The organism is Acinetobacter sp. ABJ-A23_2 (assembly GCF_044538765.1).
Taxonomy (GTDB): domain Bacteria; phylum Pseudomonadota; class Gammaproteobacteria; order Pseudomonadales; family Moraxellaceae; genus Acinetobacter; species Acinetobacter nosocomialis_A.
In genome coordinates this window covers 22,202-37,988 of sequence record NZ_JBIUCP010000031.1, presented here as the reverse complement: position 1 = coordinate 37,988, position 15,787 = coordinate 22,202, and the positions used below count along the sequence as shown (strand labels likewise).

General features: G+C 41.3%; 13 protein-coding genes and 4 tRNA genes. 6 read left to right on the top strand and 11 right to left on the bottom strand.

Annotated elements, in window-relative coordinates; translation table 11 throughout:
- Positions 1 to 32 precede the first annotated feature (32 nt).
- On the top strand, positions 33 to 1,439 hold the full coding sequence (tcuA, locus tag ACH63V_RS11795; protein WP_396463595.1) for an FAD-dependent tricarballylate dehydrogenase TcuA: 1,407 nt from the start codon (positions 33 to 35) through the stop codon (positions 1,437 to 1,439).
- Entirely contained in the window at positions 1,429 to 2,562 is a 1,134-nt protein-coding gene (gene tcuB, locus ACH63V_RS11790; protein WP_396463594.1) for a tricarballylate utilization 4Fe-4S protein TcuB, read from the top strand. Before tcuA ends, tcuB begins: the two co-directional genes overlap by 11 nt.
- A 77-nt stretch (positions 2,563 to 2,639) precedes the next feature.
- Here the strand turns inward: tcuB and ACH63V_RS11785 are convergent, their stop codons facing one another.
- On the bottom strand, positions 2,640 to 3,173 hold the full coding sequence (locus ACH63V_RS11785; protein ID WP_068934170.1) for an HPP family protein: 534 nt from the start codon (positions 3,171 to 3,173) through the stop codon (positions 2,640 to 2,642).
- Between the two features lie 97 nt (positions 3,174 to 3,270).
- On the opposite strand from ACH63V_RS11785, the gene ACH63V_RS11780 reads away from it, so the two are divergent.
- Both ACH63V_RS11780 and ACH63V_RS11775 read left to right on the top strand, forming a co-directional pair.
- Complete coding sequence (locus tag ACH63V_RS11780; protein WP_396463593.1) at positions 3,271 to 3,819, top strand: TetR/AcrR family transcriptional regulator; 549 nt, start codon at positions 3,271 to 3,273, stop codon at positions 3,817 to 3,819.
- Positions 3,820 to 3,833: 14 nt separating this feature from the next.
- A complete protein-coding gene (locus tag ACH63V_RS11775) occupies positions 3,834 to 4,493 on the top strand; it encodes a VOC family protein (protein ID WP_396463592.1) in 660 nt (219 codons plus the stop codon).
- 85 nt (positions 4,494 to 4,578) lie between these two features.
- Here ACH63V_RS11775 and ACH63V_RS11770 read toward each other — a convergent pair whose 3' ends face one another.
- The 3 genes from ACH63V_RS11770 to ACH63V_RS11760 form a co-directional block, all read right to left on the bottom strand.
- Positions 4,579 to 5,808: a CaiB/BaiF CoA transferase family protein gene (locus tag ACH63V_RS11770; RefSeq protein WP_396463591.1), complete on the bottom strand. Its 1,230-nt coding sequence runs from the start codon at positions 5,806 to 5,808 to the stop codon at positions 4,579 to 4,581.
- A 52-nt stretch (positions 5,809 to 5,860) separates the two neighbouring features.
- Complete coding sequence (locus tag ACH63V_RS11765) at positions 5,861 to 7,183, bottom strand: MFS transporter (RefSeq protein WP_396463590.1); 1,323 nt, start codon at positions 7,181 to 7,183, stop codon at positions 5,861 to 5,863.
- 223 nt (positions 7,184 to 7,406) lie between these two features.
- A complete protein-coding gene (locus ACH63V_RS11760) occupies positions 7,407 to 8,627 on the bottom strand; it encodes an acyl-CoA dehydrogenase (RefSeq protein ID WP_396463589.1) in 1,221 nt (406 codons plus the stop codon).
- 246 nt (positions 8,628 to 8,873) lie between these two features.
- On the opposite strand from ACH63V_RS11760, the gene ACH63V_RS11755 reads away from it, so the two are divergent.
- Positions 8,874 to 9,821 (top strand): LysR substrate-binding domain-containing protein, encoded by a 948-nt coding sequence (locus tag ACH63V_RS11755; RefSeq protein ID WP_396463588.1) that lies wholly within the window; start codon positions 8,874 to 8,876, stop codon positions 9,819 to 9,821.
- Positions 9,822 to 9,911: 90 nt separating this feature from the next.
- Here the strand turns inward: ACH63V_RS11755 and ACH63V_RS11750 are convergent, their stop codons facing one another.
- The gene (locus ACH63V_RS11750) at positions 9,912 to 11,087 is read right to left on the bottom strand and encodes a zinc-binding dehydrogenase (RefSeq protein ID WP_396463587.1); all 1,176 of its coding nucleotides are present in this window, start codon (positions 11,085 to 11,087) and stop codon (positions 9,912 to 9,914) included.
- A 401-nt stretch (positions 11,088 to 11,488) separates the two neighbouring features.
- Here ACH63V_RS11750 and add point away from each other — a divergent pair, with 401 nt between their 5' ends.
- Positions 11,489 to 12,484: an adenosine deaminase gene (gene add, locus ACH63V_RS11745; RefSeq protein WP_396463586.1), complete on the top strand. Its 996-nt coding sequence runs from the start codon at positions 11,489 to 11,491 to the stop codon at positions 12,482 to 12,484.
- A 275-nt stretch (positions 12,485 to 12,759) separates the two neighbouring features.
- Here the strand turns inward: add and ACH63V_RS11740 are convergent.
- The 6 genes from ACH63V_RS11740 to argJ all read right to left on the bottom strand — a co-directional run bounded on the left by ACH63V_RS11740 (position 12,760) and on the right by argJ (position 15,732).
- Positions 12,760 to 12,836 (bottom strand) — tRNA-Pro (locus ACH63V_RS11740).
- A gap of 4 nt (positions 12,837 to 12,840) precedes the next feature.
- Positions 12,841 to 12,916, bottom strand: a tRNA-His gene (locus ACH63V_RS11735).
- A gap of 33 nt (positions 12,917 to 12,949) precedes the next feature.
- Positions 12,950 to 13,026, bottom strand: a tRNA-Arg gene (locus ACH63V_RS11730).
- A gap of 56 nt (positions 13,027 to 13,082) precedes the next feature.
- Positions 13,083 to 13,159: transfer RNA gene (locus ACH63V_RS11725), tRNA-Pro, on the bottom strand.
- 142 nt (positions 13,160 to 13,301) lie between these two features.
- Positions 13,302 to 14,366 (bottom strand): quinolinate synthase NadA, encoded by a 1,065-nt coding sequence (nadA, locus tag ACH63V_RS11720; protein WP_024433993.1) that lies wholly within the window; start codon positions 14,364 to 14,366, stop codon positions 13,302 to 13,304.
- 145 nt (positions 14,367 to 14,511) lie between these two features.
- Positions 14,512 to 15,732, bottom strand: a complete 1,221-nt coding sequence (gene argJ, locus ACH63V_RS11715) for a bifunctional glutamate N-acetyltransferase/amino-acid acetyltransferase ArgJ (protein ID WP_396463585.1) — start codon at positions 15,730 to 15,732, stop codon at positions 14,512 to 14,514.
- Positions 15,733 to 15,787 lie beyond the last annotated feature (55 nt).

The window sequence follows — 15,787 nt, the reverse complement described above, 5'->3', positions numbered from 1 at the left end:
AAATTAGCCTTAGCTGAGAAAGGGAGAAATCTATGCATGATGTGATTGTAATTGGTGGTGGGAATGCCGCACTGTGTGCCGCGCTCACGGCAAAAGAAAGTGGTGCGTCTGTGCTTGTCATAGAAGCAGCACCTAAAGAATGGCGTGGTGGTAACTCACAACACACCCGTAACCTCCGTTGCATGCATGATGCTCCTCAAGATGTATTAGTCGATGCCTATCCCGAAGAAGAATATTGGCAAGACCTACTTAAAGTCACTGCAGGCAAAACAAACGAACACTTAGCTCGTCTGGTTATTCGTAGCACAGCGACCTGTCGTGACTGGATGCGTAAACATGGCGTGAATTTTCAGCCGCCACTATCGGGTGCTTTGCATGTTGCACGTACCAACGCCTTTTTTATGGGTGGCGGTAAAGCCCTCATTAATGCGTATTACCGTAGTGCCCAAGAACTTGGCATTGAGATTTTATACAACACAAAAATTAAAGACCTAAAGTTAAACCAAGGACATTTTGAAGCTGCAATTGCTGAGGATGGCCGTGTGTTTAAAGCGAAAAGCTGTGTATTGGCCGCAGGTGGTTTTGAGTCAAATCTGGAATGGTTAAGAGAAGCATGGGGACAAAATGAAAACGGTGAATGGCCTGCCGATAATTTCATTATTCGCGGAACCCGCTTTAATCAAGGCAACTTACTCAAATTTATGATAGATCAAGGCGCCGATATTATTGGTGACCCATCACAATCGCACTGTGTCGCCGTAGATGCACGCGCACCGTTATATGACGGCGGCATCTGCACCCGTATTGACTGCGTTTCTTTGGGTATTGTGGTCAATAACAAAGCCGAACGTTTTTACGATGAGGGCGAAGACTTCTGGCCAAAACGTTATGCGATTTGGGGTCGCCTTGTTGCCAAACAACCTCAGCAAATTGCTTATTCCATTATCGACTCAAAAGCCATTGGTCGCTTTATGCCACCTGTGTTTGCGGGTGTGAAAGCAAATAGCATTCAAGAACTGGCCGAAAAAATCGGACTAGATGCAAAAACCTTATGTCACACCGTAGAAGAATTTAACCAAGCCTGTTTACAAGGCACCTTTAACCACACGGTTTTAGATGACTGCAGCACCCAAAATATTGTTCCAAACAAAACCCATTGGGCCGTTCCTCTCGATCGCCCACCTTTCTATGCCTATGCGCTTAAACCTGGCATTACCTTTACCTATTTAGGCTTAAAAGTCGAAGACGATGCTGCGGTGCGTTTTAACAATAAAGCCAGCCGCAACCTGTATGTCGCAGGTGAAATGATGGCAGGTAACGTACTCGGTCAGGGTTATACCGCTGGCGTTGGTATGTCGATTGGCACGACCTTTGGACGCATTGCCGGAAAAAATGCAGCCCACTATGCACTTTCACAAGGAGTTGAACATGAATGCTAGTACTAAAGCCCTAATTCCAGTTGTTCAGCTCTCTGACCATGAGCAAGAAGTTCAAAGAGCCCTACAGATTTGTAATGCTTGTCGTTACTGTGAGTCATTTTGTGCTGTATTTGCGGCGATGACCAAGCGTCTTGAGTTTAATCAAGCAGATATTCATTACCTCGCAAACCTGTGCCATAACTGTGGTGCTTGTTTACACGCTTGCCAATATGCCCCGCCGCATGAGTTTGGTGTAAACATTCCAAAAGCAATGGCGCAAGTACGTTTGGAAACTTACCAAGAGTTTGCGACACCTCAACCACTAGGCAGACTTTATAAGTCTGTTGGGATTCCTTTTGTTTCGGCGTTATCAGCTATTTTCTTTTTATGCATGTTAGCTGTGGTCTGGTACAAAGGCACCGACCTGTTTGCAGGCTATCAAGGTAATTTCTATGCGATTTTCCCACATAACTTTTTAGCGCTACTGTTTGGAGCGACCTTTACAGTTGCGATTGTTCTGCTCGGTATCGGAATTAGTAAATTTTGGCGACAGACGTCTAAAGTTATTCATGGCAAAGTTGAGAAACCAGATCTAGTTCAAGCTACCCAAAATGTATTAACACTTAAATATTTAGATGGTGGACATGGCAAGGGCTGTAATGAACAAGATGACCGTTACACACAAATCCGCCGTGTGTTCCATCACCTGACTTTTTATGGCTTTATGCTCTGCTTTGCAGCTACAGGTGTAGCGACTTTATATCACTATTTTCTTGACCTACATGCGCCTTACCCTATCTTTAGCTTGCCTGTGATTTTGGGTACTTTGGGTGGACTTGGCTTAGTGGTCGGACCATCTGGCTTGCTCTATTTAAATCTTAGACGTCATCCGTTGCATGGTGACCGTGAGCAAAAACCTGTAGATCGAGGCTTTATTTTCCTTTTAATTTTAGTCAGTGCTTCAGGCTTAGCTCTCATGGCATTTCGCAATACACCTTACATGGCACTTTTACTGATTTTCCATTTAGCCACAGTCATGACCTTCTTTATTACTATGCCATTTGGAAAGTTCGCACACGGTTTTTACCGCAGCGCCTCTTTACTCAAATTTGCCATCGAAGAACGTATTTCCAAGAAATCATAATTTCATTCAAAAGTATTCACTATCTTAGCGTAGTGAATACTTTCATTATTTTAAGCTCAAAATACTTCATACCTTGCCTACTTTTTACTATTTAAAATTCCCAAGCCATACATCGGCCACTTGGTACTCGCTTTAATGTTATTAATCAGCATCGCTACCAAAACTAAAGACACTGCACCGACCAAAACAGGGAAAATTAGAAAACTCCACTGGTAATGTATGCTGCTTGCGGTGAGTAAAATAACTAAAGGATTTGCCCCAGCAGGTGGATGAACGCATTTAAACACTTGCATGAGCGCAATTGCGCAGCCCACTGATAAAGCAATTGTAAAAATAGAAACACCAACAAATTTTAGAAAAAACAAACCTACAAAAGCCGAAATAAGATGCCCAAATATAATATTTCTCGGCTGCGCCAAAGGTGACTGCGACACGGTATAGAGCAATACACAGGTCGCACCAAACGGTGCCATGATAAAGATATTGTGTGTGAGCTTACTCAACCACAGAAGTATAAAAATACTGAGCGTACCTCCAATAAGACTTCTTAAAACATCAACTTTAGTGGGCGATGGAGCCAGTTTTTCTTTGCCATAAAAGATCGAGAACATGATTTTTTCCTCAAACAAAAATTTGCTTTTTAAAAAGCATATAGATAAAATTCTAAATAGTACAGATCTGTACTATTTTATTTTTTGGAAAAGATACATGTCAAAATCTGCCTTAAAAATATTAGATACAGCCGAGAAGTTATTTAATGAAAATAGTTTTGTCGGGGTGGGTGTCGACCTGATTCGCGATGAATCTGGCTGCTCTAAAACCACTATGTACACATACTATAAAAATAAAAATCAACTGGTTAAGTCTGTGCTCGTTGCGCGTGATGAACGGTTTAAGCAAAGCCTTTTGGGTTATGTTGGAGATGCAACAGGATTAGAGGCCATCAATAAGATTTTGGATTGGCACACCAATTGGTTTAGACAAGATTTTTTTAAAGGCTGTTTATTTGTAAGAGCAGTCGCTGAATCTAACCAAGATGATCAAGACATTATTTCTATTTCTAAAGCCCATAAACAATGGATTAAAGTATTGATTGCGGAAAACTGCAATGTACCGAATGGTGAAGCTTTTTCTGAGCTGATCTATACGGTGATTGAAGGCTTAATTAGCCGCTTTTTAGTCGATGGTTTCGATGAAACACTTGCGATAAACATGAAAAATTCTATTAATCAATTATTTAATATTCATCAACATTAGCATGAGAACTTAAAATGGAAGTGGACCATATTTTTATTTGTGTACAACCAGGCGCTCCCGAAGCTGAAACTTTAAAAAAATTCGGTCTAACAGAAGGTTCATCCAATAAGCACCCGGGTCAAGGTACAGAAAACAGACGCTTTTTCTTTAAAAATAGCTTTATCGAATTAATCTTTTTAAATAATCCCGAAGAAGCCTCAAGCGATCTCACCAAACCGACTCTGCTTTTTGAGCGACTAAGTACTCAAAATAATATCGCGTCCCCTTTTGGTATTTGTTTTCGTCCTAAGAATAAAGATGATAACGGTGCAAAATTTCCTAATTGGGTGTACAAGCCAAGCTATTTACCAGCCAGCTTAGAAGTAAATGTTGCCAAAGATGCTGTTTTATCTGAACCGATGTGGTTTTTCCTTTCATTTGCTTCACGACCAGACCTTGCCGTAAAAGAAAAACAACAACCACTTGTTCATAGCAAAGATTTATCAGAAATCACCGCGATTAAAGTTTCTGTTCCAAACCTTGAACAGCACCCTACTTCGTTACTGTTCAATACACTTGATAATTTTGAAGTGACAGATGGAACCGAACACTTAATGGAAATTAGTTTTGATCATGAACCTCAAGGAATGATTCATGATTTCAGACCAGAGCTACCGCTTATTTTTAAATATTAAAACGCTTAGTTTCTAATAAAAAACTGTGATTTATTGCAAATCACAGTTTTTATTTAAATTGAATCACATTAAAAACGATAATAGCTTAAGCAATTTTTCCATCAATAATGCCTTTCTCCTTTAATGCAGCAAGCTCTTCTGCTGTTTTAAATCTCGATAAGATTTGAGCAGTATGTTCACCTAACTCAGGCGGTGCATGATGATATTCAACTGGAGTATCAGACAGCTTGATTGGTGAGCCAATCGTTTGGAAGTTTTCATTTAAACGATGAGGAATATTCACTACCAAATTGCGATGGACGATTTGTGGTTCAGCCAAAGCATCTTCAATAGAATTGATAACACCTACTGGCACTTTAAGCACATGAATCATCTCAACCCATTCTTTAGCAGTTTTTCGCAAAAAGTGTTCCGACAATAAAGGAATCAGTTCATCTCGATATTTGACGCGGTCTTGATTGCGTACAAACTTTTCATTTTCGAGTAACTCTGGATAACCAATCGCAATACACAGATCTTTAAACTGTTTGTCGTTACCGCAAGCAATAATAAATTCTTTATCTTTAGCCTTAAAAGTTTGATACGGCACAATACTGGGGTGTTGATTACCCATGCGTTGAGGGGCTTTACCTGAGGCTAAATAATTCATCCCCTGATTTGCCAGTGCCGCGACCTGTACATCTAACAAAGACATATCAATATACTGACCGCGTCCTGTATGTGAGCGTGCAATCAGTGCCGCTTGAATGGCAATGGTGGAATACAATCCAGTTTGAATATCTACCACAGCCACGCCAACCTTTTGCGCACCACCACCTGCCACATCATCAGGCTCGCCAGTAATGCTCATTAAGCCAGACATACCCTGAATAATAAAATCATAACCGGGTTCTTCTGCACGTGGGCCATCTTGCCCAAAACCAGTAATCGAGCAATAAACAATGTTCGGGTTCAACTCACTTAATGACGCGTAGTCCAAACCATATTTAGCCAAAGACCCTGTCTTATAATTTTCAATCACGACATCGGCAGTCTTGGCAATTTCATAAATTAAGGCCTGACCTTCTGGTGTGGTAATGTCCACTGCAACCGAATATTTATTGCGGTTGGTACACTGGAAATAACCAGATTCACGGGTCATGTTTCCGTCTTGATCGGGCATCCATGGTGGGCCCCACATACGTGTATCATCACCGACTCGAGGACGTTCAATTTTAATCACTTCCGCGCCAAGGTCTGCCAAGATTTGCCCACACCATGGCCCCGCAAGCACACGACTTAAATCTAAAACCCGAATACCTTGTAATGCACCCATAACGATACCCTTATCTTTTTAGAAGGTACTTAGAGCACCTTCCTGTCATTGTTTATGATTGTTTTTGCGGATCGTACTGACGATCTTTAATAAATAAGCCCGGCAATACACCCGCAACAAAATACGCAGCACCCATCACAATAAAGGCCATGGTAAACGTACCGCCCGACGCTAAGAAACCAATAGTAGCTGGTGCAATCGCTGCCCCGACACGACCAATGTTATAAGCACCCCCAATGGCTGTTCCGCGCACATCGGTTGAAAAACTTTCAGCCATATAAGTCGCGTTCACACCATATGGAATGCCATATAAGAAGCCAAAAGTGATTAATAAATACAAAATATTGTCAGGGGTATTGAAGAAAATAATGATTGGTAAAAACACGGCACTCGCAATTGTTCCAAACACAAAAACAGCACGGCGGTTAAATTTGTCGGCAAGATAACCCGCTAAAATTTTGCCTAGAATCATTGCGGTATATGAACCCACCATATAACTGGTTAAGTTTTTAAAGTTCATATGCACTTCTGTTTCCAAATAACTTGGCATCCAGTTGTTAATGCCGTAATAACCAAACTGCAAGAAGAACGCTGTGGTCATCCACAACAAAAACATCTTGCGGTGCTTAAAGTTATGAAAGATTTGCTTATAGATACTGCCACTTTTCGGCTTTTCAGCCACGACCATTTCTTTAGGTTGTCTGTTGCCTTGTAAACTTTCAATTTTAGTGAGCTGCCAAGATTTTGGCTCTGGCACAAAGCGTTGCAAGAAAATATTAATAAAAGCAGGTACCACGGTCAGAAAGAACAAAACACGCCAGCCATGATCTGGAATAATTGCTCCTGCTAAGAGTGTTGCAGCAATATAACCTACGGTCTGACCTGTCTGTAATGTGCCCAATACCGTTGTACGGTAAGTAGTTGGCACATATTCAGCCATTAAGGTATTACAGGCCATATAGAGTGCCCCGATTCCTAAAGCACCAATAAAACGTAGAGCCATAAATTGCTCGAAGCTTTGCGTAAAGCCTAATAAGCAGGTCGCTACCGAAAAGAAAGTCACCGAGTTGGCAATGGTTCGTACGCGACCAAACTTGTCACATGCCCAGCCACCCAAAATACCGCCAATACCCATACCCGCCAAAGAAGCACTACCTAAGGCACCCGCCTGAAAGGTACTTAACCCAAACTCTGCCTTTAAACTGGTTAAGCTATAAGACAACAGCATAATATCAATACCATCGACCACCATTGCAAAATAGGCAAATAACAACGCCCATTTCCATGTATGAGGGCTAATTCTTTCATATGTTCCAAGGTTGCTTGGAAATGTATTTCTTAATTCTTTCGATATTACTTGAACGTCATTGTTCATCTTTAGTTCCTCATTTTCCCAAATGAGTCATCGATAGCCTACTTATGTTTTCTGTATGACTTAATCTTCTATACTTTTCATCATTTTACATTTGGTTTTAAGTCCACAGAGGCACATCTTCACATGAGTATCCTTACGATGAATCTTGTCATTATCCATAAATTTTTGCGTAAAAATCCCTACAGGTGCTCCCGAAAGAACACCTCTATTTTTAAAAAATGAATTAGTTACTAAATGCGGCAATGCCTGTTTGTGCACGGCCTAAAATTAAGGCATGAACATCGTGTGTACCTTCGTAGGTATTTACGACCTCAAGGTTAACCAAATGACGTGCTACGCCAAACTCATCACTAATACCATTTCCACCCATCATGTCACGTGCCATGCGGGCAATATCAAGTGCCTTCCCACAGTTATTACGCTTAATTAAGGAAGTACCCTCAACTGAGGCAATGCCCTCATCTTTCATACGACCAAAACGCAAAGCCGCTTGCAAACCCAAAACAATTTCAGTTTGCATATCTGCCAATTTCTTTTGAATCAATTGATTTGCAGCCAACGGACGACCAAATTGTTTACGGTCCATGGTGTATTGATGTGCGGTATGCCAGCAGAACTCAGCAGCCCCCATTGCACCCCATGCAATGCCATAACGAGCACTGTTTAGACAGGTAAAGGGGCCTTTTAAACCTCGAATTTCAGGGAATGCATTTTCTTCAGGGACAAATACGTTATCCATTACAATTTCACCCGTAATCGAGGCACGTAAACCGACCTTGCCATGAATGGCAGGTGCAGATAAACCTTCCCAGCCCTTTTCTAAAATGAAGCCCCGAATATCACCTACATTACCTTCAGCAGAAACTTCTTTTGCCCAGACCACAAATACATCGGCAATTGGACTATTGGTAATCCACATTTTTGCGCCACTTAAACGGTAACCACCGTCAACTTTTTTAGCACGGGTAATCATACTGCCTGGGTCTGAGCCATGGTCAGGTTCAGTCAAACCAAAACAACCTATGTATTCACCCGTAGCTAATTTAGGTAAGTACTTTTGCTTTTGCTCTTCGGTACCAAATTCATGAATCGGAACCATCACCAATGAACTTTGCACACTCGCCATAGAGCGGTAGCCCGAGTCAACATATTCAATTTCACGCGCAACCAAGCCATAACTCACATAGTTCAAACCCGCGCCGCCATATTGCTCAGGGATGGTTGGGCCCAGTAAGCCAAGCTCTCCCATTTCACGAAAAATAGATGGATCTGTTTTTTCATGACGGAATTGTTCAAGTACACGGGGTTGCAGGCGTTCTTGGCAATAGGCATGAGCCGCATCACGAATCATGCGCTCATCTGGGCTAAGCTGTTGTTCAATTAAAAATGGGTCTTGCCAGTTAAATTGAACTTTTGCTTTTTTTGTTGTCACCATGTGATTCATCGCATCCTCTGCTTGATTTGATCTTCTTTATTTAAGTCGATGTTATGCGTGAAAAATGCAGTAATCAAACGATAAATGTTCATGCAGATATGCGACTTACGCATATTTAAAATAAGATGCATGAAATTTAGATATTTAATTGGTTGTATTTCATTAAAAATGGCTTATTTTTATACTAAAACTCGGATATCTGCATTTAGGTCATATGCTGTTTTGAAATATGACGACAAATAAAAGGATTTATTTATGCGAAGAAGTATCCCGTCCATTCAGGGCCTGATTTGCTTTGAAAGTGCAGCAAAACATCTAAGTTATACCTACGCTGCGCAAGAGTTATGTATTACCCAAAGTGCAGTCTCTCGCCAAATTCAGCAGTTAGAAGATTTCTTGGGTGTTGAACTCTTTATACGTACTCGGCATGGTGTTGAACTCACTATTGCAGGTCAGCAGTATTTTAAAAGTATTAAGCCCTATTTATTGGGTTTAGAGAAATGTACAGCCGATGTGATTTCTCATAAAGGTTTAGGTGGAACATTAAAGTTAGGTGTGGTTCCTACCTTTGCAACACGCTGGCTGTTACCCAAGCTTCATCTTTTAAATCAAAAGCATCCTGAAATTACGGTTCACTTAGAAACCAGTACTAAACCTTTTTTATTTAATGACAATATTTTTGACGCTGCGATTTTTGCAGGTACACAGCAGCAAATTGACCACTGGCCCGGTATACAAGCGCATTATTTAATGGATGAAGAAATTGTACCTGTATGCTCGCCAAGACTGATTGAAAAGTATTCTCCAGATGTAGTGATGATCAATGAAAATACCTATGATCTAAGCTCTGAAGATTTGCTGAAAATTCCCCTGCTACAACAAACAACTCGGCCTAGCATTTGGCAAGAATGGTTTCTGACCCATCACATGCAGCACCCTAAACCTTTTGATGGACAACGCCATGAGTTATTTTCAATGCTTGCTGTTGCTGCGAGTCATGACATGGGAATGGCTTTAATTCCACAAATGTTGATTGAGTCTGAACTACAAAAAAAGGAACTGGTGATTGTTTCCAATAAAAAACTAAAAGGTAGCCGAAAGTACTATCTCATCCATTCGAGCCAAGACATAACCCCAACCATTCAGAAATTTGTTGAGTGGATTTACCAAGAACTAGAACAACTAAAGACCAATACAAATTAGCTGAGCCACTTTGTGCGATCTATACGCATAAAAAAAAGATTGTGATTAATCAAATCACAACCTTTTTAATTGAGCATAAATGACTTTGAATTAATGACTCATCAACTGAATGTCTGAACCACTACGTTTAGGGTCGATCAAGATTTTGGCGTGCTGTTCAGGATCACGTAATGCTTCAAATGCACTGGTAACACCTTCTAGGCCAACAACACCAGTAATGAGCGGTGAGCAATTCACTTTACCTTCTGCAATCATGTGTAGCGCATCTCGGAACTCAAGCGGTGTATAACCCAATACGAACTGAATTTCTAACTCTTTATTAATTGCAAGTGCGGGTTCGATTTTGTCGCTTTGCATGCAGACGCCCACCCCAACAATTCGGGAAAACAAAGGTGCACCTTCAATAATTTGCTGTAAAACACCCGGTACGCCGACACACTCAAAAATAACAGGACGTTTTGGCAGAGTACCTAATTTATCAATCATGCGCCATCCATGCCACCACGGTAAGCGTGTCGCTTGCAACTTATCAAACAGCCCCATACCCATGTTAATTGCATCAGAAACATTGCCAAGCAAACCAAACTCTTTCCAGTTGGCAAATGGCGATGTCTCTTTAGGATCTACCACAATATCTGCACCGCATTGCTCGGCAAGCTTACGACGGTTTGGAGAAAAGTCACTGGCAACTACGGTTTTAACCCCAGCTGCTTTAAGCATTAATATGACACCTAGCCCGACAGGACCACAGCCAATCACAATAGCAGGTTCACCAGTTTTCACACGGCTACGGCGAACAGCATGTAATGCAACCGCCATAGGTTCAGTCATGGCAGCACTATCTGCATCTAGACCGTTGGGTACTTCAAACATCAAGCTCGATTGAGCCAATACTTGCTCGGCATAGCCACCAGATGCATTTGGAGAAAGCCCTGTAGACAAATAACCATGCTGATCTACATTTAAAAGAGGCATTGCACAAACGAGTGTATCGGCTTTAAATTTATGACGTGTTTTTGGACCGTAGTCTAAAACCTTGCCACAAAATTCATGTCCTAGTACAAATGGGTCTGTAGACTTAGCTAAACCATTAAACCCGACACGTGCAGCCAAATCATGCATGTGGTCGCAGTGATGCTGCATATGTAAATCTGAACCACAGATCCCACATCGCACCACTTCCAATAAAACCTGCCCTTTAGCAGGTGTTAATTTCGGTTGGTCCACCACTTGTAATTTTGCCTGATGACAAAGTACCGACTTCATTTGAGCGCTTCCTATTTCTTCTTTTTCATTTACTTGCTAGAAATAGATTTCTACAGATAAATTAATCGCTTTATCAGTTTGGTCTTTAGCAAGCCTTTATTCATCTTTACAACTAAAAGGCAAAATACCAATGACCATTCTTCAGCCAATCTATTGTTGAAGAGTCAACAAAAACAGGCTCAGCGAAATTAAAAACAATAAAAATCTTGGTGCTTGTATCTTACACAGACTGCGTTGTCTTCTTAGGCCAGAACAATGTCATCAAAATTAAAACTTATACAAATATAGTAAGTTCAAAAAACTCAACTCAACGCTTTTCACAAAAACATAGCAAATCCAAACTTTTATCAGTGCATCTAAACAGGCATGATGAACTAATACGAACAGATAAGAAGAAATCTATGATCACAAAAATGCTTCCGCTTACAGATATACACCGCCACCTTGATGGCAACATTCGCATTCAAACCATTTTAGAGTTGGGGCAAAAATACAATTTGGATTTACCTGCCTATGACATTGAATCTTTACGACCACACGTACAAGTGATGGATAACCAACCTGACTTATTAAGTTTTTTATCTAAGCTCGATTGGGGCGTAAAAGTATTAGCGAGTTTAGATGCCTGCAAACGCATTGCTTTTGAAAACATGCAAGATGCAGCACAACAAGGCCTAGATTATGTAGAGCTGCGTTTTTCACCAGGTTATATGGGAATGACACATCAACTTCCACTTGAAGGCGTTGTTGAAGCGGTTATTGCGGGCGTAAAAGAAGGTAGTCAAGCTTACGGAGTAAAAGCGAATTTAATTGGCATTATGAGCCGTACTTTTGGTCAGGAAGCTTGCGAAAAAGAATTAAATGCCCTACTTGCCCATAAAAATGATATTAAAGCTTTGGATCTTGCTGGAGATGAGCTTGGTTTTCCGGGCAATTTATTTATTGATCACTTTAAAAAAGCCCGTGATGCAGGTTGGCATATTACGGTACATGCAGGTGAAGCTGCCGGCCCAGAAAGTATTTGGCAAGCCATTGAAGAATTAGGTGCCGAACGAATTGGACATGGCGTTAAAGCAGTTCAAGATTTAAAACTTTTAGATTATTTAGCTAAACATGAGATTGGTATTGAATCTTGCCTCACTTCAAACATTCAAACCAACACAGTACCGTCTTTAGCAGAACACCCATTAAAGACTTTTTTAGAACATGGTGTACTTGCCACCATTAATACAGATGACCCAGCAGTAGAAGGTATTGAGATACAACATGAATATTTAACTGCTGCCCCATTAGCAGGTTTAAGCCCTGATCAAATTTATACAGCTCAAGAAAATGGACTTAAAATCGCATTTTTATCAGATCAAGAAAAAGATGAGTTAAGACAGAAATATCAATAACAGAGAACAGAGAACAGAGAACAGAGAACAGAGAACAGAGAACAGAGAACAGAGAACAGAGAACAGAGAACAGAGAACAGAGAACAGAGAACAGAGAACAGAGAACAGAGAACAGAGAACAGAGAACAGAGCTTATATAAAGAAGTTCAAATATTGGAGTGTGTATGAATTAAAATTTAAATATATAAAAACAAAAAAATTCCTTCAATCTGTAAGACTAGAAGAAATTCTTTTCAATATTTGGGATATTTCAAAGCTTGAACGCTTTTAAAATATGGTCGGAGCAGTAGGATTCGAACCTACGACCCCCTGGTCCCAAACCAGGTGCACTACCAGGCTGTGCTATGCTCCGAAATTGGGGTGAATGACGGGATTCGAACCCGCGACAACTGGAATCACAATCCAGGGCTCTACCAACTGAGCTACATCCACCATCAAATAAGTTCTATGTACCAAGCTACCAAATGGCGCGCCTGACAGGATTCGAACCTGTGACCATCCGCTTAGAAGGCGGATGCTCTATCCAACTGAGCTACAGGCGCTTAACCGATGATGCTTATCATGCGATACTTCGCCGATCTTAAAATATTATTTTAAGTGGTCGGAGCAGTAGGATTCGAACCTACGACCCCCTGGTCCCAAACCAGGTGCACTACCAGGCTGTGCTATGCTCCGATCTATCTCAGCTTTTGCTGTATCGCACATCGTGCGGTACGGTGTGCATTCTAGGCGCGACGCCCTCAGACGTCAACACCTATTCTCAAAAAAAGTTAAAAATCCTTATCAAATGTATATTTAACAAGCATTTTGAGGTTTTTTAACGTTTTAACGATGCACTAAAGGCTAACATTCGATCTAAAGGCATTTTGGCACGTTCAGCAAGCGCTGGATCAACGTGTATTTCCTGATCACCTTTTTGTAAAACTTCTAAAATTCCGTCGAGTTCATTCATTGCCATCCACGGACAGTGAGCACATGAACGACAAGTTGCCCCCTCACCCGCTGTTGGCGCTTCAACTAAAATCTTATTTGGTACCGCTTGCTGCATTTTGTAGAAAATACCGCGGTCAGTTGCCACAATGAGTCTTTCATTTGGCAAAGTCTGCGCAGCTTTAATGAGTTGAGAAGTACTACCTACTGCATCTGCAATTTCTACAACCGACTCTGGTGACTCTGGATGTACCAATACAGCCGCATCTGGATACAGTGCTTTCATGTTGGCAATGCCACGTGCACGGAATTCTTCATGCACAATACATGCACCATCCCAAAGCAACATATCAGCACCAGTTTTCTTTTGAATATAGCGACCTAAGTGCTGATCTGGTGCCCAAATAATTTTTTCGCCCAAGCTATCTAGATGCTCAACAATTTCAACAGCACAGCTTGAAGTCACTACCCAATCTGCACGTGCTTTAACAGCAGCCGATGTGTTGGCATAAACAACTACGGTATGGTCAGGGTGCTGATCACAAAATGCCGTGAACTCATCAACTGGACAACCCAAGTCGAGTGAGCAGGTTGCTTCAAGTGTTGGCATTAAAATTGTTTTTTCAGGAGACAGAATTTTAGCTGTTTCTCCCATAAACTTTACACCAGCCACAACCAGTGTAGAGGCTGCATGATCTCGTCCGAAACGAGCCATTTCTAAAGAGTCAGAAACGCATCCACCTGTTTTTTCAGCAAGTTCTTGTACATCCGGATCGCAATAGTAGTGAGCAACAAGGACAGCATCACGTTTTTTGAGCTCTGCTTCGATCTGTGCAAACTTTTGTTGTTTTGCTTCTTCACTTAGGCGGTTGTCTTTTGGCTCACCTAAACGGTCTAAATGCGCTTGTACAATGTTTTTTGCATCGTTGGCAATTAAAGTCGCATCACTCATAAAACGTCTTCTCTATCCTTCATGCTGGCATACCTGCTCGCATATAACGTTACTGCTTAAATGATTTACGGATTGAATCATTTAATATCAAAAGTTGGGGCTAATAAAAAAGCCTCTTTGTCGAGGCTTGATTATAACTGAATATTTACGAACGGTAATCTGCATTAATCTTGACGTAGTCGTAAGATAGGTCACAGGTGTAGACTGTGTCCTTGGCTTGACCACGACCTAAATCAACACGAATGGTAATTTCCGTTTGTGCCATAACGCGCGCACCAGCTTCTTCGGTATAGTCCTCTGCCGCACCACCATCTTTGCAGATTTGTACGTCGTCTAACCATACCTGAATTTTAGATACGTCTAGGTCTTTCACTCCAGCATAGCCAATTGCCGCTAAAATACGTCCCCAGTTCGGGTCAGATGCAAAAAGTGCAGTTTTAACGAGTGGAGAATGCGCAATGCTATACGCAATGTCACAACACTCTTGAATGTTACCGCCGCCCTCTACAGCAACAGTAATAAACTTCGTTGCACCTTCACCATCACGGATAATTAACTGCGCTAAACGGTTCATGACACGAGCAAGCACTTCTAATACTTTCGCGTAGCGTGCATCGCTGTCTGATGTAATTTCAGTGCCACCTGCCTGACCAGTCGCCACAAAAATACAAGAGTCATTCGTTGAAGTGTCACCATCAATGGTAATACGGTTAAATGAATGCTCAACCGTGGTCTTTAATAGCTTTTGTACTAAATCGCGGCGAATAGGCGCATCTGTAGCTACAAAGCTCAGCATCGTTGCCATGTTTGGACGGATCATGCCTGCACCTTTACTAATACCTGTCATGGTATAAGTAATGCCATCAAGTTCAAATTTTTCAGATGCACCTTTAGGCACTGTATCTGTCGTCATAATACCAGTTGCGGCATCATTCCAAGCAGCATCTTGTACGCTATTTAATGCAGGCTGAAGTCCAGCAAGTAAACGCTCCATTGGAAGCTGCTCACCAATCACACCCGTAGAAAACGGAAGTACTTCAAAACTGTTCACACCAGCAAGCTCAGCTAACTTCGCGCAAGTATCCTGAGCATTTTTTAAGCCTGTAGGCCCAGTACCCGCATTGGCATTACCTGTATTAATTACTAAATAACGAGGATTACCTTGAGCAAGATGAGCTTTCGATACATGAACAGGTGCTGCACAGAACGCATTTTGGGTAAATACACCCGCAACATTTGAACCTTCTGCAAACTCAAAAATGACTAAATCTCGTCGGTTTTGGTAACGTACATATGCTTCTGTTGAGCCAATTTTTACACCTTTTACCACATGCATTTGTGGCATTGTTACGTCGCCGACAGCCATTTTTAGAACATCCAGAGTTTGTTATGAAAAGATTAATATTTCAGGAAATAGCGAT

Bases quoted from the DNA above. Each gene is read 5' to 3' on its own strand.
- ACH63V_RS11780 (WP_396463593.1), top strand. From the start codon at position 3,271: ATGTCAAAATCTGCCTTAAAAATATTAGATACAGCCGAGAAGTTATTT.
- tcuB (WP_396463594.1), top strand. From the start codon at position 1,429: ATGAATGCTAGTACTAAAGCCCTAATTCCAGTTGTTCAGCTCTCTGAC.
- argJ (WP_396463585.1), bottom strand. From the start codon at position 15,732: ATGGCTGTCGGCGACGTAACAATGCCACAAATGCATGTGGTAAAAGGT.
- ACH63V_RS11760 (WP_396463589.1), bottom strand. From the start codon at position 8,627: ATGAATCACATGGTGACAACAAAAAAAGCAAAAGTTCAATTTAACTGG.
- ACH63V_RS11755 (WP_396463588.1), top strand. From the start codon at position 8,874: ATGCGAAGAAGTATCCCGTCCATTCAGGGCCTGATTTGCTTTGAAAGT.
- add (WP_396463586.1), top strand. From the start codon at position 11,489: ATGATCACAAAAATGCTTCCGCTTACAGATATACACCGCCACCTTGAT.
- ACH63V_RS11775 (WP_396463592.1), top strand. From the start codon at position 3,834: ATGGAAGTGGACCATATTTTTATTTGTGTACAACCAGGCGCTCCCGAA.
- ACH63V_RS11770 (WP_396463591.1), bottom strand. From the start codon at position 5,808: ATGGGTGCATTACAAGGTATTCGGGTTTTAGATTTAAGTCGTGTGCTT.
- ACH63V_RS11750 (WP_396463587.1), bottom strand. From the start codon at position 11,087: ATGAAGTCGGTACTTTGTCATCAGGCAAAATTACAAGTGGTGGACCAA.
- nadA (WP_024433993.1), bottom strand. From the start codon at position 14,366: ATGAGTGATGCGACTTTAATTGCCAACGATGCAAAAAACATTGTACAA.
- ACH63V_RS11765 (WP_396463590.1), bottom strand. From the start codon at position 7,183: ATGAACAATGACGTTCAAGTAATATCGAAAGAATTAAGAAATACATTT.
- ACH63V_RS11785 (WP_068934170.1), bottom strand. From the start codon at position 3,173: ATGTTCTCGATCTTTTATGGCAAAGAAAAACTGGCTCCATCGCCCACT.
- tcuA (WP_396463595.1), top strand. From the start codon at position 33: ATGCATGATGTGATTGTAATTGGTGGTGGGAATGCCGCACTGTGTGCC.